Below are 23823 nucleotides of genomic sequence, written 5' to 3' on the forward strand. Positions count from 1 at the left end.
CAATAAGTTTTTGGCTTCGTCATTGCGATGGGAACGTTCCCATTTTGCGGAAAAAATATATCGATGGCCTCGCGGCTCAGCGCCTCTCCCCTGATGCCGCGGAGTCGCGCATCGATTTGCGATGCAGATCGGCAATCGATCCGCGTTCAGTTAAGGTGCATGGCAGATAAATCCGCGTACCGTGGGCTGCTTCGACATCGCGTTTAAGAAGTTGTGCGACGGCCTCGGCGCCGATCTGACGAGCGGGTTTTTCTATTGTTGTGAGTCCTGGCCACGCGAATGCGCCCGCTTGAATGCCGTCGAAGCCAAGAATCGACACATCTTGTGGACAATGCAAACCCGCCTCTCGAACGGCGCCCATCGCCCCGAGCGCCATGAGGTCGTTCGCGGCGAACACACATAGATGTCCACCCTCATGCCGCTCCACCAGACGTCGCATAGCGAGTGCGCCGCCTTCCGTCGTGTAGTCGGCATCTTCCACGGGCAGCGTGACAGGATCGATGTCATGCTTGATGCAGTGTTCGTGTACCGCGCGTAAGAACCTCGCACGAGCAAGGCGCGTGCGCTGTCCGACGATGAGGGCGGGCCGAAGATGGCCTTTGGAGCGCAGATAATTCATGCCGAGACCCACGCCTTGTGCAATGTCCGAGCCGACCGAAGCACTGTCGGGAAACCGCTCAGCACTCGATCCAATCATGATGCAAGGCAATCCAAAACGCTCGAAATCGCCGAGTTCGTCTGCGACTGGATTGATGATCGCGCCATCGACACGCGCCTGCATCATGGTGCTCAAATGCATCTTTTCTTTTTCCGCGCTCCAGTTGGACGAAAAAATCAGGATGGAAACACCTGCATCCGCAGCCCGGTCCTGCGCACCCCGCGCAACCTCGCCCCAAAATGGATTCGCGATGTCCGGCAAGACGAGGCCCAGCATGCCGCTGCGGCCCGACCGCATGCTGACCGCCAGTTCATTGCGCGTGTAGCCCAGCGCTTTCGCAGCCAGCAGCACCTGCTCTCTCGCCGAATCGGAAATGTTGGGCGCGTCCGACAGCACCCGAGCCGCCGTACTTTTGGAGACCCCTGCACGCTTCGCTACGTCGATGACGGTCGGCCTGCGTCCGTTGAGGGACTCCATGGCTGGTCTCCTGTTCGCCTATCAGCTTTGATTTGGGAACGATACCACAGATACTTCGATGATCAACATGCAGTAGGGAAAACGTGAGTCGATCTGTTGATCTCGCGCGCCGCGATGCTCGATGCAGTGGAAAATCACTGCATCGGGGTGGCACCATCATCGACGCGAGCACCGCAAGCCGAGGCAATCCATCGGAAGGCGGGCTCGACCGCCGTTGAGCGTGCAGGCAGCTTCGATTTCATTAGCCACAGAGGCGGCATTGCGATCCGTGGCACCTGTGGCAGGCGGCACACGCGCTGTTGCGCCAGCGCTTCGCTCGCGAACAGCTGCGAGACCATGGCAATGCCGGCCTCCCGTTCCGCAGCCGCCAAGAGCAGATGCGGATCGGCACTCGTCATTACGCGCCGGGTTTGCAAACCGCTGCGCCGCAGTTCGGGCAACCAGGGTGCCCATTCCTGTGACTGTTCGTGCACGAGCAGCGGTGCACGCGCCAGCACCTCGGGAAACGGCGCGTGATACAGCCGGCGCGCAGTCGCGGGTCCGCAGATTGCCACTTTTTCTTGTTCCATCAGCCGCAGGCATTCGACATCCGGCGACTTGATCGGCTTGGCCGATACCACGAGATCGATGTCGACCCGGTCGATCTCGGTTACTTCCATATCGGTCACCAGCCAGATCTCGACGTTCGGCATCGCGGCCGTCAGTTCGCCCATGCGCGGAATCAGCCAGCCCGAGGCAAATTCCGGCGGGCAATAGAGCAGCACCGAATCGGGGTTGCCATACGGCTCGATCCGCTCGCGGCCGTCGCTCAGCAGCGCGAGCGCGTCGGCCACCGTCTGCGCAAACAGCTTGCCGGCCGCGGTCAACACGACGCCCCGGCCCACACGCAAGAAGAGAGATTGCCCAGTCCATTCCTCGAGTTGAAGGATCTGATGGCTAATCGCCGACTGGGTCAGCGACAGTTCCTGAGCCGCACGTGTGAACGAGCCCAGTCGGGCCGCCGAATCGAAGGCCAGCAATGCCTGGAGAGGTGGGAGTCTGCGCATCGAGGTATGAACGAAATCGATAGTTCCAGAAAAATCCTTCGCTTTTATATCAATTGTGTCCGGCGAATCATAGCGCTTATGGCATTCGGCCTGAATGAGACGACAAGTCGTATCGATTTACTGGCACCTTACATACCGAGATCATGACCTCTGCCTTCCAAAAAGACCCATTCACCACTGAATCCGCGCAAGCAGGCAAGAGTTCGCCGCAGCAGCAAGACCCCGCTTCGCCGACCTACGCCGGACCGCTGTCATTCTTGCGGCGCCCCTATAGCCGTGATCTCACTGGCGTCGACGTTGCCATTTCCGGTGTACCGCTCGACCTTGCAACGACCTACCGTTCCGGCGCGCGCCTCGGCCCCGCCGCCGTGCGTGCGGCCTCGGTCCAACTGGCCGAGTTGGGCATTTATCCGTGGGGGCTTGCGCCGCTCGACGCACTGAACGTGATCGACTACGGCGATTGCTGGTTCGATGCGCATCGGCCGTGGACGATCCGCGAAGCCATTGCGGCTCACGCCCGCACTATCCTCGCCTCAGGGGCCAAGATGCTGACGCTGGGCGGCGACCACTACATCACATACCCCCTGCTGATCGCGCATGTCGAACGTTTCGGCCGCCCCCTAGGGCTGATTCATTTCGACGCGCATTGCGACACATGGCCCGATGACGACGCGAATTCCCTCAATCACGGCACGATGTTCTACAAGGCGATCCGCGAAGGCCTGATCGATCCTGCGCGGTCGGTTCAGGTCGGCATCCGGACCTGGAACAGCGACTTCATGGGTGTGCGCGTACTCGATGCCCCCTGGGTGCATCGTCACGGCACGGCAGCTGTGGTCGACCAGATCTTCGAGGTGGCAGGCGATGCCCCCGCGTATCTGACCTTCGATATCGACTGTCTCGATCCTGCCTTCGCCCCGGGCACCGGCACGCCGGTTGCGGGCGGACTCTCCTCGGCGCAGGCACTGGAGATCGTGCGCGAGCTGGACGGGATTCACCTTGTCGGCGCCGACGTCGTGGAAGTGGCGCCGTCCTACGATCAGAGCGATATCACCGCGCTCGCGGCGGCGCATCTCGCGGCCGACATTCTGTTCCTTATGCGCAAGCAACGCCGCCCCTGAGCGCGCCAACTCACTATAACGACCATAGACCCTATCGGAGACATCATGCCAGCACCGCATTTACGAATAGCGCTCGCCTTGCTCACCTGCTGTGCATTCGCGACGACAGCGCTTGCAGACGAGAACACACTCAACGTCTACAACTGGGACGATTTTATCGCTAAGGATACCGTACCAAACTTCGAGAAGGAGACCGGCATCCACGTCCGCTACGACGTGTTCGATAGCGACGATACGTTGCAGGCGAAGCTGCTTACCGGTTCGTCTGGCTACGACATCGTCGTGCCTTCGTCGAGCTACCTCGGCGCGCAAGCGGCCGCGGGGATCTACTTGAAACTGGACAAGTCCAGGCTGCCGAACCTTGCCAATCTGGATCCACAATTGCTGAAACTGACCGACGCGGCGGACCCGGGACATCAATACGGCGTGCCCTGGGCATGGGGCACGACCGGCCTCGCGTACAACGTCAGCCAGGTTCGCAAGGTACTCGGGCCTTCCGTGGCGCTCGACAACTGGGACATACTGTTCAAGCCGGAATACCTGAGCAAGTTGAAGAGCTGCGGCGTCTCGCTGCTCGACTCGCCGACCGACATGTTTTCCATCGCCCTGCACTATCTCGGCAAGGATCCGAACAGTCACAATCCGGCTGACTATCAGGCCGCCTATGAATTGCTGAAAAGCATTCGCCCCTATGTGACGCAATTCGCCCTCTATTCATGGATCAACGACCTCGCCGGCGGAGACATCTGCTTCGGGGTGAGTTGGTCGGGCGACGTCAAAATGGCTGCAAGCCGCGTGCGCGAGGCACACAAAGACATCCAGCTGGCGTACTTCATACCGAAGAGCGGTGCGCCTGTCTCGTTCCAGATGATGGCGATTCCGAAGGACGCGCCTCATCCGGAGGCCGCGCTCAAGTGGATCAACTACATCGAGCGGCCTGAAGTTCACGCAACGATTACCAACACGATTTACTACCCGAACGCCGACAGCGCCGCTTCGAAGTTCGTCAAAACTGAATTGCTCGACGACCCGATGGTTTATCCGAAGCCAGAGGTCCTTGCAACGCTGTTCATGCAACAACCGCTGCCCGCTGCAATCAAGCGTCTGGAAACGCGTCTTTGGTCGCAGTTGAAGGACGGCCGCTAAGGTCGCGTCTGTCACGCGGCAGCAGCACGCCGCCATAACAGCGCATCAGCTCCCCCGACGACGCCATCGCGAACTGACTAATGGCTTGCCGCATCGCCGGCAAGCCTTAGCGAGCGGCTGCGCCACTCCCCCCCGACGCCAACCGATTTGGGTCCGGATAGGGACTCGCTTTGCCCTTTCAAAGGCCACACAGTAAGGAGACTTTCCATGCGATGGCAACTGATCTGCTTGATCGTGAGCGGCACTGTCCCGTGTCTCGCGATAGCCGATCCGATCTCCGCGCGGATCGAAGGACTGCAGCAAGAACTCAAGGCGCTGCAGGCCGAAGTGGAGTCGCTCAAGGCCGAACTCGCCGCGAAGCCGCCCGCTGTCAACACGCCACATGTCGTCGATGCGTCGAAGCCCGGCTACGGAAACGCGCCTGCAAGGCTGACCAACGATGACCTCGCCGACATGAAGCAGCAGCTCGCGAGCCAGCAGTTGAAAGTCGACTCGCTCTCCGATGCCGCCACCTCGGGACCGCTCGCCGGACTCTCGGTGACCGGATATATCGATCCCGCGTACGTCTATAACCGGGCCGCCAGGACCTCGTCGTTCCTCTTCGCGAATCACGAGTCATCCTATACGTACTTCAACAGTACGATCGGCGACGTCTACCTCAACATCAAGAAGACGTTCGGTGTCGGCCCCATGGCGCCATCGGCCGAATTTTCGCTGATGCCCAATCGGGGCAATGGCATTTCGTTGCTGGCAAACGAGCATGGCAACATTGGCAACAACATTCTCAACACGGCATTCGTCACCGTGCCGTTGTCGGGCACGACGACCTTCCTTGCCGGACTGATGAGCGCGTTCGGCGGATATGAATATCAGCTGTCCACGCAAACGCTGACTCTGACCCATAACCTGCTCTACGACTTTTCGGACCCGGCTGCCTACGTCGGCGTCGGCCTCAATTACACGCCCGAAGCCAGCAACTGGTCCTGGAAGTTCATGCTCGGCAATGAACAGGCTCGGACCTACGGCGCCGTCACGCAAACAGGACAGAATGCGCTTGGCGACCCCGTCACGACCAGCAACCGCGTGCCGAGCTTCGCCGCGCGAGCGGACTATACGTGGTCCACGGCGCTCGACACCGGTGGCTCGTTCACCATCGGCCGGCAGACGTTGCCGAGCGCCCACGATCCGGTGACAGGCCGCACGGTTTTTGGAGCGGGCGGCCAGGCATCGAGTTCGGGCGGATACTTCGTATTTGGCGAGCTCGACGCCACTTACACGCTTGCCGATGCGCAGTTCAATGCCGAGGCCGACTATGGCAAGCAGCAACGCGCCGCGTTCAATGGCGGCAATGCACAGTGGTATGGCGTGTCATTGCTGGCACACCGCAAGTTCTCGATGCCGGTCGTTGGCCGCATGGGCGCCACCGCGCGCTACGACTTCCTCGTCAATAGCCAGAACGGTGGTGGGGGTGGGGGCATATTCCTGAACGGCAACGGCATGGACCCCTACAACGGCTTTGGCATCGGCGCTGACTGCCTGGCAAACTCGAAGGCAAACGGCGGTCTCGGATTCGAATGCAAGGGGGCGGTTCGTCAGGACGTTGCGCTGAATCTGCTTTTCTATCCGACGCAGCAGATTACGGTGAAGGTCGAGTATCGGCACGATTGGGCAAACAACCAGGTCTTCCTCCGCAATGATGGATCGTACGCCAAGGCGAATGACTTGTTCGCCATGCAGTTCATTTACGCCTTCTGAGCGGCATCGAAGCGAGCGCCGGCGTGCGGCGCCCCACCCGCTCACGCACCGACTCGCTCGAGATACATACCGACGAGTTCGAGGAGCCGCTCCCTGGTGAAGCTCAGGTCATGGCCGCCGTGGACGACCTTGACCGGCAAACGCGAGAGACGCTGCATGGTCTTCACGTAATCCGGCACCGACGAGTGATGAAGGTCGTCGATCAACGGACCATCATAGATTGCATCCCCCGAAAATAGCGTTTGTGTACGCGCTTCCCAAAGGCCGATACTGCCCGGTGAATGTCCCGGCAGATGCAACACCTCGAAATGCCTGTCGCCCGTATCGATGATGTCGCCGTCGACGAGCTCGCGTGTCACATTAGCTGGCTTGATGTGCCAGCTCGCGAGTTCATATCCCGCGTGCGGCAACGCATCCACCACGGAGCCCTCGTATGGGCAATCGGCAAATGCACTCTTGAAGTACTCGGGATTGAAGCGGTCGTCGGCGAGCGTATATGACCATTGCGGATTACGCAGCCCCGGCGCCTCGAGCCGATGGACCATGCATTCGTCAAACTCGTGAAGATTGCCCACGTGATCGAGATGCGCATGCGTCGCGATCGCTGCCGTGCGTTTGCCAAACAGGTGCTTACCGGCCTCTTTGAGACTAGAAAAACCCATTCCCGAGTCGATAATCAGATCGCGATCGCGGCCACGCACGTACCAGATGTTGCACCGAAACAAGGGAATCACATGTGGCTCCCAGAACAGATAGACGTCGTCGTCGAATTGCTTGCACTCGAACCATTTGGCGGCGATCTTTAGCATCACGGTATGGTGAAATTAATCTGGATTGCAGAATTGTCGCACGAGGCAACGAGTGACACAATATGGATTCGACCATGGTTTTACTGGATGAATAAGGAATACGTATCGTATTTAAACTGACCGATCTCTTGCGCTTACCGCGACAGATGCAGACTGGGTATTCAGCGGCGCGCGGCGCGCCGCACCAGTAGCCCTACATAAAAAGCTGGACCGAGAGCAATGCGGCATCGCAGTTCAGCAGGTTGACCCGTTTCTGGCGCACCTTCAGCATGCCGTCGCGCAGCGATTGATGAATGCGGGCTCTGCTGTCGCCGGGATCCTGTCCCCGATCAACTTTGGCGTGCTGGTGGACACGACCGGCAGCTGGACTCTGCCGTTCGCGGGTTCCATCGTCATGCTGCTCGTTGGTATCGTCGCTGCCCTGCGCATGCGCCCGGACGTGACACAGGCAACCGGCTCGGCCACGACGCAGGGGCCACTCCCTGCGTCATCTGGCCATTGAGCCGCCTTCGCACCATCGCCGCGAAAGTGCGCGTCGCTCCCGGTGATTAACGTTGATCTGAAGTCGGTGCCGGCGCAGGCAAAATAACCGGCTCGCGAGCCGCCTGCGCGGCGGGCCGTTAGAACATCTGCCGGATACCGGCCATCACACCAAGCTGCGACAGGCCCGCCCCCGGCGACGCGCCCGCGCCGCCCTGGCTTATCGTGTAAGCCGCATGGGCGCTGTTGGCGAGGTAGCCGCCCTGCAAATAGACCGCCGAGCGCTTCGAAAGCAGGTAGGTGCTGCGCAGCGTGACGAGCGTGCCGCGCGCGTTCTGGTCGCTGTTGATCATGCGATAGACCCCGCCGTCGATCAGCCACGCCGGCGTCGCGTACCACGATGCCGTCATGTAGTAGAGGTTCGATTGCACGTTAGGCACCGTCGCGGCTGCGGTGTCGACACGACGCCCCAACCAGCCGCCGCCCACCTTCACTGGCCCGAGCTGGGCATAGCTGTTCAGCTGGATGCGCGAGTCGGTATCGCCCGAGTTCGTGAGCGGTATTGGCGTCACGCCGTCGAAGAAGTTCGCCGCTGCGCCGGGGCCGCCGCGCTGCTGGTCGTACGCGGCGGCGACGCCGAAGCCCGCGGGCGCGTCGTAGCGCAGCATCGCCGACCACTGACGGCATGCCCGCGAGTCGCCCGGTACCTGCCCTGCACAGGTGCCCTGTCCGGGCGAGTTGCCGGTGCCGGCGGCGTCGCGGCCGAACGACCACGTCGCCCCCGCCGTTACGCCGTGCCATTTGCCCTTCCAGGCGATGGTGTTGTCGCTGCGAGCGTTGGGCACGTAGTTGTCGAATGTCCCGGTGCCGCCGTAGATGTCCGGCCCGAGCAGATCCGAATCCTGCAGCGCCCAGAACGTCATCGTGTACTGACGCCCGAAGCTCAGCACGCCGAATGGCCCTTCGAGGCCGACCCACGCCTGGCGCCCGAAGAGACGCCCGCCCTGCCCGCTATCGCCGCCGCGCACGTTGAAGCCGCTTTCGAGCACGAATACCGTGGACAGGCCGCCGCCAAGCGGTTCGGTGCCGCGCAGGCCCCAGCGCGACGGCATCTCGCCCGTGATGCCGGGCATGCGCACGAGGCTGTCGCCCGCGCGATTTGCATGCGTCACATATTCGATGCCGGTATCGAGGATGCCGTAGAGCGTCACACTGCCCTGGGCATGGGCCGCACTGCTCGCGGCCATGCCGAATGACGCCGCGCAGGTCGCGGCGATGATCTTTTTCATTGAACGATCTCCAGTCGTATCGACGTCGCTCGTGCGTTCGTCGTTTTATTTGTGTTACTTCTTGCGGCGCGTGCGCCGCGTTCAATCCCCGCTCAGCAGCAATTCGTCTTGCGGCGCCGGGGAAGGCTGCGTGCGCCAGCGTCCGAGTGCCGTCATCGCGATGCCCGCAACGACCGCAGGCACGCCGACGATCACGAAGACCAAAGGCAACGTCAGTCCCATCGAGAGCATCGCGCCGCCCGCGACCGAGCCGACCACCGATCCAAGCCGGCCAATACCGTTGGCCCAGCTCACGCCGGTTGCGCGGCAATCGGTCGGATAGAACGCCGCGGAAAACGCATTGGCGCCGACCTGCGAGCCCGATACGCAAAAACCGGCGAGGAAGACCGCAATCGCCGCGAGCCAGGGCGTCGCCGTGAACGAGCCGATGGCGGCCGTGAACACGCCGGCCGCCGCGTAGCTCGCACCGAGCACATAGCAGGGGTTGAGACGGTCCATGAGCCAGCCGAGCACGATCGCACCGAGCGTGCCGCCGACCTGGAACATCGCCGTGACGAGCGCCGCTGTGCGCAGCGAGGCGCCGGTCGTGCGCAGCAGCGTTGGCAGCCAGCTCGACAGCAGGTAGATCACGAGCAGGCTCATGAAGAAGGCCAGCCACATGAGCAGCGTGCCGCGCAGCAGTTCGGGACGGAACAGGTGACCCACGGGCGAACCGCCCGCTTTCGCGCCGGACGTCGTGAACGTCGCGCCTGCGAGGTCGGCATGGGGGGCGATGCGCGCGAGCGTGCGTTCGATGCGCTCGCGATGCTCGCCGCGGCTTGCGAGATAGCGCACCGATTCCGGCAGGCGCCACGCGAGGATCGGCACGAGTGCGATCGGCACAATGCCGCCCACGAAGAGCACCGAGCGCCAGCCGTAATGCTCGATGAGCGCCGCGGCTGCGAATCCGCCGAGCGCGGAGCCGATCGTAAACCCGCAGAACATCGTCGTGACGAGAAACGAGCGGCGCGCCGACGGACAGAATTCCGACGTAAGCGTGATCGCGTTCGGCATGGCGCCGCCAAGGCCCAGACCGGTCAGAAAGCGCAGCGCGATCAACACGCCGATCGACGGCGCGAACGCCGAAACCAGACTCGCCAATCCGAATGCGCCCACGCAAACGAGCAATAACCGCTTGCGCCCCACCCTGTCGCCAAACGGGCCGAACACGAGCGCACCGACCATCAGCCCCGCCAGACCCGCACCGAACAACGGCGCGAGCTGCGCGGGCTGCAGTTGCCACTGCAAATGCAGCACGGGTGCGATGAAGCCGATCGCGGCGGTATCGAAGCCGTCAATGGCAACGATCAGGAAGCATAGCGTGACGATCAGCGTCTGAAACCGCGAGACGCGATGCCGATCGATGAAGGCCGTCACGTCGACGGTGCTTGAGATTGCCATGGTTGTCTCCTCAGGTTGCGGTTGCGCGTCATGCGTACCGCTTCGGGCACTACGTTGCGAGCTGGCTGGGGTGGTACGTCGAGGCCTGGCGCCGCCTGTCGGCGCGCATGCCCATCCCGCGCGGTGCGCGCCGGATGCGCGCCGCGTCGGGGTCGTTCGGGAATTGGGGGCCTTGCCAGGCTGTGCGCGACGCGCAGCGCTGAAAGGTCTTGGGACGCGCGCCGGTTTATCGCGCTGGGCGGCGTGCGGCGTGGCGTACGTGCGCAGCAACGTGCCGACGGTCAGGACGACGCTTCGGGGACTGCGCGAGTCTGGCGGGACGGCCGGCGTGCGGTGCGTCCGCAAGCGCCAGTTGCCGCGTGCGCAGCGTTGTTGCTGACATCGTTGTCTCCTGTCTTTTTGAGCCTTTGGCGTGGCGCCCTGGCTCTATGGGTCGATGTGACCTAGCCCATTAAACGCCATGGAGGTATGTCAAGTAAAATGACAAATTCATATCTTCCATATGTTTTTTCGTATAGCTGAATCGGGAAGACGTTTCGCGGATGCATCGCCCGTTGGCGGGGCCTTCCTGCCTTATGGTCGAGTCGAATATTAATTTGCACTACGACATATATCTTTGATCTGCGATTACCCATCACTAGACAGGACGGTACGCCGGCAAACCTGCCAGCGAACAATGCGTCCTCGATGCGACGGTGGATTCCCTCGCCGTGGCATACTCACCACGAGCGGCAACGGCAGTATGCTCAGCATAGCGATCACATGCGCATCACGACGCACCGCGATCCCTGCTGCGTTACATTCTGGAGGCGGACATAACGATGCCCCGACACAATCCGGCACTGCATCGCAGCCAGAAAGCCCCCATGACCAGGGCGAACCGGCGCTTCCTGATCGTCGGCGTAATCATTCTGTTGGCTGCGTTTGGCTGGGTGGTGGGGATCATGGTCGCACCCGCGTTCCAGCGCACCATCGTCATGACCAGCGGCGCGGACAACGGCATCTATCGCGGCTTTGCGGATCGCTATGCGCCCATCCTGAAGCGTGCGGGCATCAAGCTCGATATCCGCAGTTCTTCCGGCGCGGTGGAAAATTATGAGCGGTTGAGAGACCCGAACAGTGCCTACGAAGTCGGTTTCATCCAGTCGGGGACCACCAGCCCGAAGGAGACCGACGGTCTGCAGACAATCGCTGCCGTGTCGTACGAACCGATCTGGGTGTTCTATCGCGGCGACACGACGGTCGACCGGCTGTCGCAACTCCGCGGCAAGAAGATTTCGACGGGCGTGCCCGGCAGCGGCCTGCTCAACGTCGCACAGGTATTGCTCAGCTACAGTGGCATCACGAGCCAGAACTCCACCCTGCTGCAAATGGATGCCCCGGCAGCTTACCAGGGGCTCGAAAGCGGCCGGATCGACGCGGCTTTCTTCATCGGCAGGCCCGACGCGGAGATGCAGAAGACCCTGCTGAACAGCGACCTCAAGCTGATGAGTTTCGCGCAGGCAGACGCACTGGTTCAGAAGTTCCCGTCGCTTTCAAAGATCGTCTTGCCGCGCGCGTCGACGAGTGTCGCCGATGACCTGCCGCGCGCCGACGTCACGCTGCTCGCGGCAACGGCGCTGCTGGTCTCGAAAGACACGCTGCATCCGGCGCTCGTCTATCTGCTGCTCGACGCGGCTCACACCGTTCACGGCGGCGAAGATTACTTCACACCGCTCGGCACGTTCCCAAACCTGAAGACCGAAGAATTCCCGATCTCCGACGAAAGCGTCCGCTACTTCAAATCCGGCCAGCCATTCCTGTATCGCTATCTGCCGTTCTGGCTCGCGAGCGTGATCGAACGACGGCTGTTGATCCTCGTGCCGTTCGCGGCGCTCCTGATTGGCTTGCTTCAGGCGTTGCCGCGCCTGCTCGAGGCGCGGATGAAAAAACGGCTCGTGGTCTGGTACCGCGAAATCAAGGCACTTGAAGACGAAGTGTGGAGCAGCAGTGAGCCGACCCGCTCGCAGATTGCGCAATGGAGCGAAGAAATCGAGAACATCGACGCGAACGCGAGCCGGATCCGCATTCCGTACCGCTATTTCCAGGATGTCTACGCGCTCAAGCAGGCGATCGGTGTCGTGCGGGACCGAATAGCCCACGTTGCGCAGCGAACCCAGGAATAGCGGCGCGGCAGCGTCGGCTTCGCAGCCGACACCCCACTATCGCGCTGCCGCAGCAGACGAATAGATCGCCGGCGCGGCGGGACCCTCGACCTTGAGCATGCCCAGCGCACCTTTATTGAAGGTGCGGAAGATCGAATGGTCGACGAGTAGAAACGTGCCGGGCACTTCCGTGCGAAACTGGACGACCTTCGCACCGCCAGCCGGAATCAGCGTGGTCTGCACGCTTTCTTCATAGTGTTTATCCGAGCCGTCCCAAACCCGATCGAAAATCTCGCCGATTACGTGGAAACTCGACACCAGATTCGGACCGCCATTACCCACGAACAGCCGGACCGTTTCTCCCACTTTCGCTTTTAAGGCGTTATCGCCAGTGAGTGCGCCTTCCCTTCCGTTGAACAATACGTAAGTCGGCTGTTCGTCGACCGCCTTTGAATCGGGAGAACCCCTTAACTTGAATTAATTATTCAATCTCTCTTATCGACACAATGCCGCATGCGATTCAAACAATCGCATTACGCACAAATTAGTGTCGTCAAAATTCGGAGTTAATGCTCAAGGATCAGCATGCAGCGAGGAAAGAGCCACTCCGCGCACTCGGGGAATGTGCGCAGAGCGTCGTCCGGCCGATACCTCGATCCGGACGCAAGAATGGATTCGCTTCGTGATGCGCGGCAGGTGGTCGCCGCGACCGCCTCAATCCACGCCGTCTTCGGCGATGCGGATGATGCGCGTGAAGTCGCAGAGCGTCACGCGCTGATTGCTCGTGACGATCCAGCCGGACTTTTCCCAGCGCGTGAGAATGCGGCTCACCGTGTATAGTGTCGTCCCCGACATTTCGGCGACGTGCGCCCGCACTCGATCAGGATGCCGAACTACTGTCGTCCGCCATAGTCGATGTCACCGCAACGGAGAAAACATGTCAACAACGATGAGACGCGCCGTGAAGTGGCGGAAACGACTTTGGCGCCCTCGAGAGCGTGCAGCATGAGCCCCGTACGCGGACGCTTTCACGTGCCGTGCATTTGGGAAACGCACCACGTGACGCCTCTGGTTCATCTGAGGAAGCTCAATCAGCAACCGTTGTCGTGCGGCCCGATCCCGGCGCGAGGCAGCTACTACCACCTCGAGGCGCTGCCGCGCACCGGCGGCAGCGCCATCACGCTCGTTTCCGAGCGTCATTGTGCGGAAAAGCTGCTTCGGCGCCTCGGAAGAGATCCGCTGCCCGTTTTCGACCCAATCGCGCAGTCGCTTGCGAACGCCGGCGCGGCTCCTGTCTCCCGATTACGCATGAGCGCACTCAACGCAGACCTGTTCGACGCGATTCACCTGCTCTGCATCGTGAGAGGGGCGGTGCCGCGAAACGGCGTGACGCGCACACTGGCTGCGCTGCCTCAACCCGGATGCGCTCGTACAGCGTCACGAAATCGTCCGGTTCGCGCAGGCTCTCGAAAACGGCGGCCACTCGCTCACGCAGGCCATCGATCTGCTACGCAAGTCCAACCCACGCCTGCGAGAAGTCACGTTCGACTTTCTGCGCGCGCGGATGCTACGGGAAGGGTTGCCGATCTACCTTTGATTCTGTCCGCGATACGGTCCGACCCTCTTGGGAAAAGCACCCCAAACAGGCGTACATCGCTGTTCGCGCCCCGCCATAAACCACGCAACCACGCTAAATCACCGGATTAAAAGGTATTTATCCGCCAATCCCCTTTTTCGCGGGCCGCCCAACGCAGGCATAATTCCAATGGAGCAGCGCGACTAAAAGGGTCGTTTTCGTATTCCTGATTATCCATGGACTACGCAAGGCGAGACGTTCGAGCGCCTCCAGTCCCACGATAGATTATCTGGCGCCGTCACGGCGGCGCCGGGCAGGAATGCATTCATGAAACCGGCAAGGAATTCGCGGTGGTCACGCTTTGGCCGATACGTGGCGTCAGGTGTATGCGCGGCCGCACTCGCGGCGACGGCTGGCTTTTTCTACTGGCGCCATGAAGCGAATCTTGCGCAGTCCCAGCCGGCTGCGCTGACGGGTGTCGCCAGCGAAATGCGGCATGACGCATCGCCATGGACGAAGCGCGAGAAGGATGCCTCGGAATTGCTGCGCGACATTCGCGACCGCGATGTCGCCGCGATCGGCGTGAGCCGCGAAGCGATTCTCGTCTCGACGACCAAGGGCGAAAAATATTATGTGGCCGACCATAACGGCGCGTTCGCGAACGCCCTGCTGCTCGGCGATCTGAAGCCGGGCGCGACGCCGCCCTGGCAACTCGTCTGGCTGCCGCACGCCGATGTGCGCATCGGCGCCGAGCGTTGGACAGAAGCCATCGACCGCTCGCGTGACGCGCTCAGTCTGCTGCTCCCCGTGCTGATGCTAGGCGGCCTGCTGTGGTTCATGCGCCGGGAAATGGGCGGCGGCGCGCAATTGCTCGGCGAATCGCCGACGTTGCGCTTCGACGACGTGATCGGCGCGGGCGAAGCGAAAGCCGCGCTCGCCGACGTGCGCGCGTGGCTCACCGAGCCGGCGCAGTTCACGGGCATGGGCGTGCGCGCGCCATGCGGCGTGCTGATGACGGGCGGCCCGGGCGTCGGCAAGACGCGGCTCGCGCAGGCGCTTGCAGGCGAATGCGGCGCGAACTTCATCGCCATCACGGGCAGCTATTTCAGCGCGAAGTACTACGGCGTGGGCATTCAGAAGGTCAAGCGCCTGTTCGAGCTCGCGCGCAAGAACGCGCCCACGGTCATCTTCATCGACGAGGCGGACGGCCTCGGCAAGCGCACCGATACGGGCGGCGGCCCGGTCGAGGCGGAAAGCAACCGCATCATCAACCAGTTGCTCGCGGAGATGGACGGGTTCGAATCGAACGAAGGCGTAATCATCGTCGCCGCGACCAATCACCCGGACAATCTCGACGAAGCGCTGCGCCGCCCCGGCCGTTTCGACCGCACCGTGCAGGTGCGTCTGCCCGACCTCGAGGATCGCGCGGAAATTCTGCGCTTCTATGCCGGCAATCTGAAGACGAAAGCCGACGACCTCGATTTCAACCAGCTCGCGCGGTTGACCACGGGCCTTTCGCCGGCCACGCTGTCGATGATCGTGAATCAGGCGGGTCTCGTCGCGCGCAAGGCCGGCAAGCAGGAGGTGGCTGCGGTGCATTTTCTCGAGGCGATCAAGATTGCGCGCATTGGCGACGTCAACGGCGCGGAGCGCGCGCTTTCGGACGACGAACGCACGCGCATTGCGATCCATGAAGCGGGACATGGCCTCGTCGCCGCGCTCCTCGGCACCGGCGTGCTCGAGGAAGTGACGATCTTGCCGCGCGGCGGCGCGTTGGGCGTGGCGCTGATCACGAAAATGCAGGACAAGTACCTGTATCGCGAGACGGAAATGCGCAACGAGATCCAGGTGCTGCTGGGCGGCCGCAATGCGGAACTGCTCATGTTCGGCGAAGCATCGAGCGGCGCGGCGCAGGATTTGCAGGAGGCCTCGCGCATCAGCCTCGACATGGTGTCGAAGCACGGCTTCAACGCGGATGGCAACCTGTTCAGCCTCGCGGCGCTGCCGCAGCAGGTCGCGGGCTTGCAGTTGAAGGCCGCGATCGAGCACGCGAACACGCTGCTGCACGAACTCAACGACGCGTGCTTCGCGTTGCTGCGTGCGAACGAACCGGTACTGCGCGCGATCGCCGACCAGTTGCTCGAGTCGGAGACGGTGCCCGGCGAGAGGGTCTATCGTCTGATTCGCGAGCATGCGGCGGCCGTGGCGAGCACGCAGGCGGTGACCGAAGCGGCCGCCGCCTGAGCCGCTCTTATATCGCCGTCATCGTTCGTTCGAGTCTTCAAGCCCGTTCGAGCGCCGCCATCGCCCTCACGATCACGAGCAGCACGGAAAGACTCACGCCGCTCGAAGCGCGCAGTTCCGTCAGCAACTGCCCATAACGCTCCAGCGCAGCCTCGTGCTGGGCGCACCAGGCGTCCACGAGCGTTTGTGCGTCCGCGGCTTCGGAACCTTGCGTAAGCACGCTCGTGGTAAGCGCGCGCTTGAGGTGCGCCACCTCGGCGAGCGCCGCCGCGCGCGCCATGGTGTCCCAATGCGTCGGCGTAGGCAGCGTCGCCGCACGCTCGCCAATCCAGCTGTAATTGAGCCGCGTGCCCAGGGCGAAGTACGCCGCCGCAACGCGCTCCAGCGGGCGGTCGCATGCCGCCGCCACATCGGCGATGTCGAGCAGTGCTACCGAAATATCCCCGCTCGCCACGCGCAGCGCGAGCGCGTTTTCGACGCCCGCCTTCACGAGCTCGCCCTGGCGTGCCGAAAGCGCTTCGAGATCCGCTTCGGGCAGCAGCGTCGGCAATTGCGGCGCGAGGCGCTGAGCGGCGTCGCGGCAGCGCGCCAGCAGCGTGCTCACGCCATCGTTATCCACCGCGCCTGCTTGCAGATGGCGCAGGAACCATAGCGCCGCGCGCTCGAGCAGCCGCGCGATGTCGACGAACATGCGCGCCTGCACGTCGTCGGGCACGCGGTTGTCGAGCGCGTCGATGGCGCGCCAGATGTCATTGAGGCCGAACACGTCGCGCGCCATGATGCATGCGCGCACGATTTCGCCGGGCTGTGCGTCGGTTTCCTCCATCAAACGGTGCACGAATGCGCAGCCCACGCGGTTCACGAGCGCGTTCGTCAGATGCGTCGCCAGAATTTCGCGCCGCAGCGGATGCCGATGCATGGGTTCGCTAAAGCGCTGCTGCAGCGGCTGCGGGAAGTAGTCGATCAGCAAGTCCGCGACGAGCGGGTCTTCCGGCACGGACGAGTCGAGCAACGCGTCGTAGAGCCACATCTTGCTGTAAGCGAGCAGCACGGCGCGTTCTGGCGACGTGAGCCCGAGTTTCGCGGCCTGGCGCTCAGTGATTTCGTCGTCGGTCGGCAGGAATTCGATATGGCGATTCAGACGTCCAGCGCGTTCGAGCCAGCGCATGAGGCGCGATTCGGCATCGAGCAGCTCCACGGCGTAGCGGCCCGCGATCGACAGCGCCTGTGTCTGGTAGTAGTTGTCGCTCAGCACCAGCAGCCCGACTTCGTCGGTCATCTCCGCGAGCAGGGTGTTGCGCTGTTTCGTCGTCATCTCGCCGTCGGCCACCACGAGTCCGAGCAGGATCTTGATGTTCACTTCGTGATCCGAACAATCCACGCCTGCCGAGTTATCGATGGCATCCGTGTTGATGTGGCCGCCGTGCTGCGCGAATTCGATGCGCCCGAACTGCGTGACGCCGAGATTGCCGCCCTCGCCCACGACCTTGCAGCGCAGCTCCGAGCCGTTCACGCGCACGGCGTCGTTGGCTTTGTCGCCGACCTGCGCGTTGGTCTCGCGCGCGGCTTTCACATAGGTGCCAATGCCGCCGTTATAGAGCAGATCGACGTTCGCCAGCAGGATCGCGCGAATCAACTCGGTCGGCGAAAGCGCTGCCGCTTCGATGCCGAGTGCCGTGCGCACCGCGGCCGAAAGCGGGATCGTCTTCATGGTGCGCGCGAACACGCCGCCGCCCGCCGATATCGTGGCCGGATCGTAGTCGGCCCAGCTTGAGCGTTCGAGCGCGAAGAGCCGCGTGCGCTCCGCGAGGCTCACGACCGGATCGGGATTGGGGTCGAGGAAAATATGGCGGTGATCGAAGGCTGCGACGAGCTTGATATGCGGCGAGAGCAGCATGCCGTTGCCGAACACGTCGCCCGACATGTCGCCAATGCCGACCACGGTGAAACCGGTGGCCTGCGTGTCGACGCCCATTTCGCGGAAATGCCGCTTGACCGACTCCCACGCGCCGCGCGCCGTGATCGCCATCTTCTTGTGGTCGTAGCCCACGGAGCCGCCCGAGGCGAAAGCATCGTCGAGCCAGAAGCCGTATTCGGCGGAGATCGCGTTCGCGTAGTCGGAGAACGTGGCGGTGCCCTTGTCGGCGGCCACGACGAGGTACGGGTCGTCGGGGTCGTGGCGCACGACATCGGGCGGTGGCACGATCGCGTTGTTCACGAGATTGTCTGTGAGATCGAGCAGGCCGCGCAGGAAGGTCTGATAGCACGCCACGCCCTCGCGCATCCATGCTTCGCGGTCGCTCGCCGGCGGCGGATTCTTCACGACGAAGCCGCCCTTCGAGCCCACCGGCACGATCACGACGTTCTTCACCATCTGGGCTTTCATGAGACCCAGCACTTCGGTGCGGAAGTCTTCGCGGCGATCCGACCAGCGCAGGCCGCCGCGCGCGACGCGCCCGCCGCGCAAGTGCACACCCTCCACGCGCGGCGAGTAGACCCAGATCTCGAACATCGGCTTGGGTTCGGGCAGGCCAGGCACTTTCGACGGATCGAATTTGAACGAGAGCGAGGGCCGCTCTGCGCCATTGGCTTCGCGGCGGAAATAGTTCGTGCGCACCGTCGCATTGATCACGCCGAGGAACTGCCGCAGGATACGGTCTTCGTCGAGATTGGGCACCTGGTCGAGCGCGCTTTCGATGGCCTTGAGCATGAGCGCAGTGCGTTCTTCTCGCGCCTGTGAATCGCGTGGATCGAACCGGAGTACGAACAGTTCGACGAACTGCCGGGCGATCGCGGGATTGCCGGTTAGCGCACGCTCGATATAGGCGTCGCTGAACGTCGAGCCCACCTGGCGAAGGTACTTTGCATAGGCGCGCAAGATCGTCACTTCGCGCGCGCTCAGATAGGCGCGCAACACTAGCCGGTTGAAATCGTCGTTTTCGATGCGTGCGTTCCAGACGCTTTCGAATGCGTCTTCGAACAGGCCCTTCACACGCTCGATGTCGAATTCGGCGTCGTCCGCGAGTTCGAGGCCGAAATCGTGGACCCACGCAGGCGCGCAAGAAGGCGCCTCGATCACATAGGGCCGCTCTTCATCCACGCGCACGCCGAGGTGTTCCAGCATCGGCAGGCTGCGCGAGAGCGCAATCGCTTCGCCCGCGCAATAAACCTTGAAGCGGAACGTACGCGGCCCCGCCTCGATGGGCCGGTACAGATTCATCGCGATGCGCTGCGTGCCCTGCACGCGCTCGATCAGTTCGATGTCGCGTACCGCCGTGCGCGCCGGATAGTCGTCGCGATAGCCGGGTGGAAACGAATCGGCATAGCGATGCAACAGACTCGTGCCCTGCTCTTCGCCGAACGCATCGAGCAGCGCATCGGCCAGATCGTCCTGCCAGCGGCGTGTGACCTGCACGAGCCGCGCTTCCAGTTCGTGCGTGTCGACTTCGGGCATCGAGCCGGGCTCGGCGTGCACGACGAAATGAATCCGCGCGATCGCCGACTCCGAAAGCAGCGGCGTGAACTCGACGGATACGCCGTTGAAGGCGTCCACGAGCAGGTTGGCAATCCGCCGCCGCAGATCGGTGTTGTACTTGTCTCGCGAGACGTACACGAGGCAGGAAACGAAGCGGTTGAAGCGGTCGCGCCGCACGAATAACCGCGTGCGCTGGTGTTCCTGCAAGCGCAGCACACCGAGCGCGATGTCGAAAAGCTCGTCCTCGCTCGCCTGCAGCAGTTCATCGCGCGGATAGGTTTCCAGCACCGTCACCAGCGATTTGCCGAGATGGCCCTTCGGCAGGAACCCCGCGCGCTGCACGATATTCGCGCATTTGCGCCGCACGATCGGGATTTCGGCGGTGGAGACCATATAGGCAGTCGAGGTGTAGAGGCCCACGAAGCGGCGCTCGCCGCACACCTTGCCATCTGCGCCGACGAGCTTCACCCCGACGTAGTCCAGATAGCCGGGCCGGTGCACGGTGGCGCGCGAGTTCGCTTTCGTCAGGAAAATGGGCCACGCGCCGCTGATGATGTCGACCGCCGCGGGCGGCAACGGCGTGATGTCGGGCGTGCCCGGCGCGCGCAGCGATTCGCGCAGAATGCCGAGGCCCGAGCCTTCCACGCCGCGCAGGGCGTAGCCGCCGTCATGCGCAACCAGCGCGTAATCGCGCTGGCCGAGGAAGGTGAAATGGTCGGCCACCATCCATTCGAGAAACGCGCGCGCTTCGATGTCCTCTGCGCTCGTTTCGCGCGCTTTCATCGTCTTGATCGTGGTGCGCGCGGCCTCGAGCAGGTTCGGCCAGTCTTCTACCGACGCCCGCACGTCGCCAAGCACCTTGGCGATGTCGCTGCGCAATTCGTCGAGCTTTGCTGCGTCGCCGCAGCGGTCCACCTCGAAGTGGATGAACGAGGCGAGTTGCGAGTGCCCGTCGCCGGCGCTGGCGCCGCCCTCGTCCACACGCTCGATCGTGCCGTCCTTGCCGCGCCAGATGCGGAATACGGGGTGGAGCGCGGAATGCAGCGCGAGCCCCAGACGGTTGACGGCCATGGAAACCGAATCGACGAGAAATGGCATGTCGTCGTTCACGATCTCGATGACCGTATGGTCCGAATGCCAGCCGTGCTGTTCGAGGATCGGGTTGTAGACCTGCATGCGCTCGCTGCCCGGCACGAAGCGCTGCGCGGTTCGCCAGTGCGCCATGGCGGCGCCGTAGAGGTCGGCGATGCTGCGGCTACGCAGATCTTCCGCGTCGGCGAAATCGTAGTAGTGCCGCAGGAAAGGCTCGACGATCTGGAACGTCGGCTCGGGCAAGCGCGCCCGCGCAAATTCCATGACGTCGGAGAGCAGATGGGCGACGAATTCTTCGTTCCTCGCTAGCATGACGAACTCCTTGGCGGATAGTCATCGACTGCATCGGCGGTTCAGTCATTATGCACCGGCAAGGTGATCGAACGATGAATGCGTGCGCACGCGCTGCCTCACGGCGAGGCGCTGCACTGCAATGCGGCTGGTGGCGCAGAACTTGCTGACTGCGTACGCCCGCTTCAGCGCGCTTATGGCGCCGCTTTCGATGCGGATGTGAACTGGGCGAGCAACCAGGTGCGCAGCCTCTGGCTCGTCTCCGACCGGACACCGGTCTGTGGAAGGACAATGTAATAACCCAGCGACAGGGGCAACGAAAACTCGAACAGGCGTTGCAGCCTTCCGGCCGCGATATCGCGCTCGACGAGATGTTCGCTCGTGAGCGCAATGCCCTGCCCCGCAATGGCGGCATCGATGGCGAGCGACGATTGACTGAAGTGCGGCCCTTTCAGCGCGCCCAGCGTGTTTGTGCAGCCCAGGGCGTTGAAAAACTCCGGCCACAGATCATGAGAATCGTGGAGCAGCACATAGTTTTCCAGGTCCGCGATCGTGCGTACGGGGTAATCGGGCTTGAACAGTTGCGGGCTGGCTACGGCGAACACCTGCAGCGGAAATAGCAGGTCGCTGACGAGACCTTTCGCGAACGGTGGCTTGCCGAGCCGAACTGCGATATCCACGCCATCGGACCTGAAATTGCACAGCGCCGAATCAGCAATGATCCGGACGTCGATGTCCGGGTGCTGCTCTCCAAACTCTGCCAGCCTAGGTATCAGCCATTTCGAAGCGAATGAGGGCGTCGTGCTGATCGTGAGGGACGTCGAACGACGGTTCAGCGCCGCGGTCGCGTCGGCGACGATCGTGAGCGCCCGTTGAACGGCGGCGAAGTAAGTCTGCCCCTCGGTCGTGAGAGCGAGACCTCGCGGCCCCCTCGCGAAAAGGGGCAAATTCAGGGCTTCTTCGAGCACCCGCACCTGCTGCGCGACGGCGCCCTGGGTGACGCCGAGTTCTTCGGACGCGAGGCGGAAATTGAGGTGCCGGGCGGAGGCGTCGAACGCGCGGAGCGCATTCAGCGGCGGCAGGTGACGTGGTTTCAATGAATGCTTCAACGGGTATATTGGCTGTGGGAAGCCGGCGATCAGCCAGCAGTATTCCAACGGCAAGCCAGCAGAAATTTTATTGTCAGACCATAAAAAACACCGTTCGACAATCGAATCATAACGCCATAGAGTTTCTGAACGAAACCCCATGCAGCGCGGCTCTACCGCGCTGAATTCCATTCAGGGAGGGAGCACCATGGCAGTAGAAAAAGTCGCGCTCGTCACGGCAGCCGGCAAGGGTATGGGCGCGGCGATCGCCCGCGAACTGGCAGCCGGCGGTTACCGTCTGGCCTTGATGTCGCCCTCCGGCAGTGCGGCCGAACTGGCGAAAGAGCTTGGCGGATTCGGCTTTACAGGCTCGGTAACCGAGCCGGACTGTATCGACCGGTTCGTCGGCGAAACGCTCGCAAAGTATGGCCGCATCGACGCTGTGGTGAACAACACGGGACATCCACCGAAGGGCGATCTGCTTTCTGTCGCCGACGAACAGTGGCACCTCGGGCTCGATCTCATCGTGCTCAACGTCGCTCGCGTGCTGCGTCGCGTGACGCCTGCGTTTCTCGAGCAAGGCGGCGGCGCGGTGGTGAATATTTCGAGCTTTGCCGCCGATGCGCCTGAGCAGGCCATGCCCGTTTCTTCTGCGCTGCGCGCCGCGTTGAGTTCGTTCACGCGCCTTTATGCCGATCGCTACGCGAAGGACAATATTCGAATCAACTCCGTGTTGCCGGGGTTTATCGACAGCTGGCCCGAGACGCCCGAAATCGTCACCCGCATTCCGGTTGGCCGCTTCGGGAAGACGCAGGAGATCGCGCAGACGGTCGCGTTCCTGTTGTCGGATGCCGCGGGCTACATCACGGGGCAAAACATCCGTGTCGACGGCGGCATCGTGCGTGCTCTGTAACGCGGCAAATATGGATCAGGTCGTCGACGAGGTCTGGGCACGCCTGTACGCAGGCGCCAATGCGGGAAAGGAGCGTTCGCCCTTCACGATGCTGCAGGTCGCGACGATCGCGCTAGATGGTGCGCCTGCCGTGCGGACGGTCGTGTTGCGCCGTGTCTCGCGCGAGCAGCGTTCCGTCATGTTTCATACCGACGTGCGGTCTACAAAGGTGGCCGAATTGAGGCGCGACCCGCGCATATCGCTCGTCGGCTGTGATCTCGACGGCGGGATCCAGATAAGGCTGCACGGCGTTGCGAGAATCGTCGAGGCGCCCTCGGAAACGAGAGCGGTCTGGGACGCGAGCAGACCTCGGACGTTGATCGTCTATCGCTCGCCGCTTGCGCCCGCGACACCGGTTGCGTCTCCCACCGAGGCGCATGCAACGACGCTCGCCGAAGATCCCGACTCATCGGCGGGATTCGAAAACTTCTGCCTGATTGATGTGACCGTATCGAGCATTGACTACCTCGATCTGAATCCCGCAGGGCATAGGCGGGCCAGTCTGGTGTTCGAAGAAGGGAAATGGCGCGGGACCTGGCTGGCGCCATGAATTGGAGAGCTGGTTTTTATTTTTTAAAGCGTAAACGCCAGAACCCCGGTGCTCTTTCGGAGCCACCGGGGTTCTGGACGTTACAGCATAAGGAGCCTGACGATTACCTACTTTCACACGGGCAATCCGCACTATCATCGGCGTGGAGCTGTTTCACGGTCCTGTTCGGGATGGGAAGGGGTGGGACCAG

General features: G+C 62.5%; 15 protein-coding genes and 2 pseudogenes. 8 read left to right on the forward strand and 9 right to left on the reverse strand.

The features are described from left to right. Window positions 1-76: 76 nt before the first annotated feature. Both AB4Y40_RS38165 and AB4Y40_RS38170 read right to left on the reverse strand, forming a co-directional pair. Window positions 77-1135 (reverse strand): LacI family DNA-binding transcriptional regulator, encoded by a 1059-nt coding sequence (locus tag AB4Y40_RS38165; protein ID WP_368692262.1) that lies wholly within the window; start codon window positions 1133-1135, stop codon window positions 77-79. A gap of 134 nt (window positions 1136-1269) precedes the next feature. Then, complete coding sequence (locus AB4Y40_RS38170; protein ID WP_368692263.1) at window positions 1270-2154, reverse strand: LysR family transcriptional regulator; 885 nt, start codon at window positions 2152-2154, stop codon at window positions 1270-1272. A gap of 170 nt (window positions 2155-2324) precedes the next feature. Between AB4Y40_RS38170 and speB the strand changes: the two genes are divergently transcribed. The 3 genes from speB to AB4Y40_RS38185 all read left to right on the forward strand — a co-directional run bounded on the left by speB (window position 2325) and on the right by AB4Y40_RS38185 (window position 6203). After that, complete coding sequence (speB, locus tag AB4Y40_RS38175) at window positions 2325-3302, forward strand: agmatinase (RefSeq protein WP_368692264.1); 978 nt, start codon at window positions 2325-2327, stop codon at window positions 3300-3302. A gap of 45 nt (window positions 3303-3347) precedes the next feature. Beyond that, window positions 3348-4448 (forward strand): polyamine ABC transporter substrate-binding protein, encoded by a 1101-nt coding sequence (locus AB4Y40_RS38180; RefSeq protein WP_368692265.1) that lies wholly within the window; start codon window positions 3348-3350, stop codon window positions 4446-4448. A 207-nt stretch (window positions 4449-4655) separates the two neighbouring features. Further along, window positions 4656-6203 (forward strand): DUF3138 family protein, encoded by a 1548-nt coding sequence (locus AB4Y40_RS38185; protein WP_368692266.1) that lies wholly within the window; start codon window positions 4656-4658, stop codon window positions 6201-6203. Between the two features lie 41 nt (window positions 6204-6244). On the opposite strand, the gene AB4Y40_RS38190 is transcribed toward AB4Y40_RS38185, so the two are convergent. Next, window positions 6245-7012: an MBL fold metallo-hydrolase gene (locus AB4Y40_RS38190; protein ID WP_368692267.1), complete on the reverse strand. Its 768-nt coding sequence runs from the start codon at window positions 7010-7012 to the stop codon at window positions 6245-6247. A gap of 286 nt (window positions 7013-7298) precedes the next feature. Between AB4Y40_RS38190 and AB4Y40_RS38195 the strand changes: the two are divergent. Further along, a pseudogene (locus tag AB4Y40_RS38195) lies at window positions 7299-7514 on the forward strand (MFS transporter); the annotation flags it as partial. Between the two features lie 118 nt (window positions 7515-7632). Here AB4Y40_RS38195 and AB4Y40_RS38200 read toward each other — a convergent pair. Together AB4Y40_RS38200 and AB4Y40_RS38205 are read right to left on the reverse strand one after the other, a co-directional pair. Further along, window positions 7633-8781, reverse strand: a complete 1149-nt coding sequence (locus tag AB4Y40_RS38200; RefSeq protein ID WP_368692268.1) for a porin — start codon at window positions 8779-8781, stop codon at window positions 7633-7635. A gap of 81 nt (window positions 8782-8862) precedes the next feature. Beyond that, window positions 8863-10221 carry an MFS transporter gene (locus AB4Y40_RS38205; protein ID WP_368692269.1) on the reverse strand — a complete coding sequence of 453 codons (1359 nt, stop codon included), beginning with the start codon at window positions 10219-10221 and terminating at the stop codon, window positions 8863-8865. An 866-nt stretch (window positions 10222-11087) separates the two neighbouring features. Here AB4Y40_RS38205 and AB4Y40_RS38210 point away from each other — a divergent pair. Next, window positions 11088-12386 (forward strand): TAXI family TRAP transporter solute-binding subunit, encoded by a 1299-nt coding sequence (locus AB4Y40_RS38210; protein WP_368692270.1) that lies wholly within the window; start codon window positions 11088-11090, stop codon window positions 12384-12386. 57 nt (window positions 12387-12443) lie between these two features. Here the strand turns inward: AB4Y40_RS38210 and AB4Y40_RS38215 are convergent. Both AB4Y40_RS38215 and AB4Y40_RS38220 read right to left on the reverse strand, forming a co-directional pair. Beyond that, window positions 12444-12815, reverse strand: a pseudogene (locus AB4Y40_RS38215) (nitrite reductase, copper-containing); the annotation flags it as partial. Window positions 12816-13079: 264 nt separating this feature from the next. Further along, entirely contained in the window at window positions 13080-13241 is a 162-nt protein-coding gene (locus AB4Y40_RS38220) for a helix-turn-helix domain-containing protein (RefSeq protein ID WP_368692271.1), read from the reverse strand. A gap of 1027 nt (window positions 13242-14268) precedes the next feature. Between AB4Y40_RS38220 and AB4Y40_RS38225 the strand changes: the two genes are divergently transcribed. After that, window positions 14269-16185: an AAA family ATPase gene (locus tag AB4Y40_RS38225; protein ID WP_368692272.1), complete on the forward strand. Its 1917-nt coding sequence runs from the start codon at window positions 14269-14271 to the stop codon at window positions 16183-16185. A 37-nt stretch (window positions 16186-16222) separates the two neighbouring features. Here the strand turns inward: AB4Y40_RS38225 and AB4Y40_RS38230 are convergent, their stop codons facing one another. Further along, window positions 16223-21064, reverse strand: coding sequence for an NAD-glutamate dehydrogenase (locus AB4Y40_RS38230; RefSeq protein ID WP_368692273.1), 4842 nt, complete (start codon window positions 21062-21064; stop codon window positions 16223-16225). A 173-nt stretch (window positions 21065-21237) separates the two neighbouring features. Beyond that, window positions 21238-22323, reverse strand: a complete 1086-nt coding sequence (gene gcvA, locus AB4Y40_RS38235; RefSeq protein ID WP_368692274.1) for a transcriptional regulator GcvA — start codon at window positions 22321-22323, stop codon at window positions 21238-21240. Between the two features lie 16 nt (window positions 22324-22339). Here gcvA and AB4Y40_RS38240 point away from each other — a divergent pair, with 16 nt between their 5' ends. Further along, the gene (locus tag AB4Y40_RS38240; RefSeq protein WP_368692275.1) at window positions 22340-23044 is read left to right on the forward strand and encodes an SDR family oxidoreductase; all 705 of its coding nucleotides are present in this window, start codon (window positions 22340-22342) and stop codon (window positions 23042-23044) included. A gap of 10 nt (window positions 23045-23054) precedes the next feature. After that, window positions 23055-23633, forward strand: a complete 579-nt coding sequence (locus tag AB4Y40_RS38245; protein WP_368692276.1) for a pyridoxamine 5'-phosphate oxidase family protein — start codon at window positions 23055-23057, stop codon at window positions 23631-23633. Window positions 23634-23823 lie beyond the last annotated feature (190 nt).

The sequence above is a fragment of the Paraburkholderia sp. EG287B genome, from assembly GCF_040965595.1.
Lineage (GTDB): Bacteria > Pseudomonadota > Gammaproteobacteria > Burkholderiales > Burkholderiaceae > Paraburkholderia.

Bases quoted from the DNA above. Each gene is read 5' to 3' on its own strand.
- AB4Y40_RS38165 (WP_368692262.1), bottom strand. From the start codon at position 1,135: ATGGAGTCCCTCAACGGACGCAGGCCGACCGTCATCGACGTAGCGAAG.
- speB (WP_368692264.1), top strand. From the start codon at position 2,325: ATGACCTCTGCCTTCCAAAAAGACCCATTCACCACTGAATCCGCGCAA.
- AB4Y40_RS38180 (WP_368692265.1), top strand. From the start codon at position 3,348: ATGCCAGCACCGCATTTACGAATAGCGCTCGCCTTGCTCACCTGCTGT.
- AB4Y40_RS38185 (WP_368692266.1), top strand. From the start codon at position 4,656: ATGCGATGGCAACTGATCTGCTTGATCGTGAGCGGCACTGTCCCGTGT.
- AB4Y40_RS38190 (WP_368692267.1), bottom strand. From the start codon at position 7,012: ATGCTAAAGATCGCCGCCAAATGGTTCGAGTGCAAGCAATTCGACGAC.
- AB4Y40_RS38200 (WP_368692268.1), bottom strand. From the start codon at position 8,781: ATGAAAAAGATCATCGCCGCGACCTGCGCGGCGTCATTCGGCATGGCC.
- AB4Y40_RS38205 (WP_368692269.1), bottom strand. From the start codon at position 10,221: ATGGCAATCTCAAGCACCGTCGACGTGACGGCCTTCATCGATCGGCAT.
- AB4Y40_RS38210 (WP_368692270.1), top strand. From the start codon at position 11,088: ATGACCAGGGCGAACCGGCGCTTCCTGATCGTCGGCGTAATCATTCTG.
- AB4Y40_RS38225 (WP_368692272.1), top strand. From the start codon at position 14,269: ATGAAACCGGCAAGGAATTCGCGGTGGTCACGCTTTGGCCGATACGTG.
- AB4Y40_RS38230 (WP_368692273.1), bottom strand. From the start codon at position 21,064: ATGCTAGCGAGGAACGAAGAATTCGTCGCCCATCTGCTCTCCGACGTC.
- gcvA (WP_368692274.1), bottom strand. From the start codon at position 22,323: ATGGAATTCAGCGCGGTAGAGCCGCGCTGCATGGGGTTTCGTTCAGAA.
- AB4Y40_RS38240 (WP_368692275.1), top strand. From the start codon at position 22,340: ATGGCAGTAGAAAAAGTCGCGCTCGTCACGGCAGCCGGCAAGGGTATG.
- AB4Y40_RS38245 (WP_368692276.1), top strand. From the start codon at position 23,055: ATGGATCAGGTCGTCGACGAGGTCTGGGCACGCCTGTACGCAGGCGCC.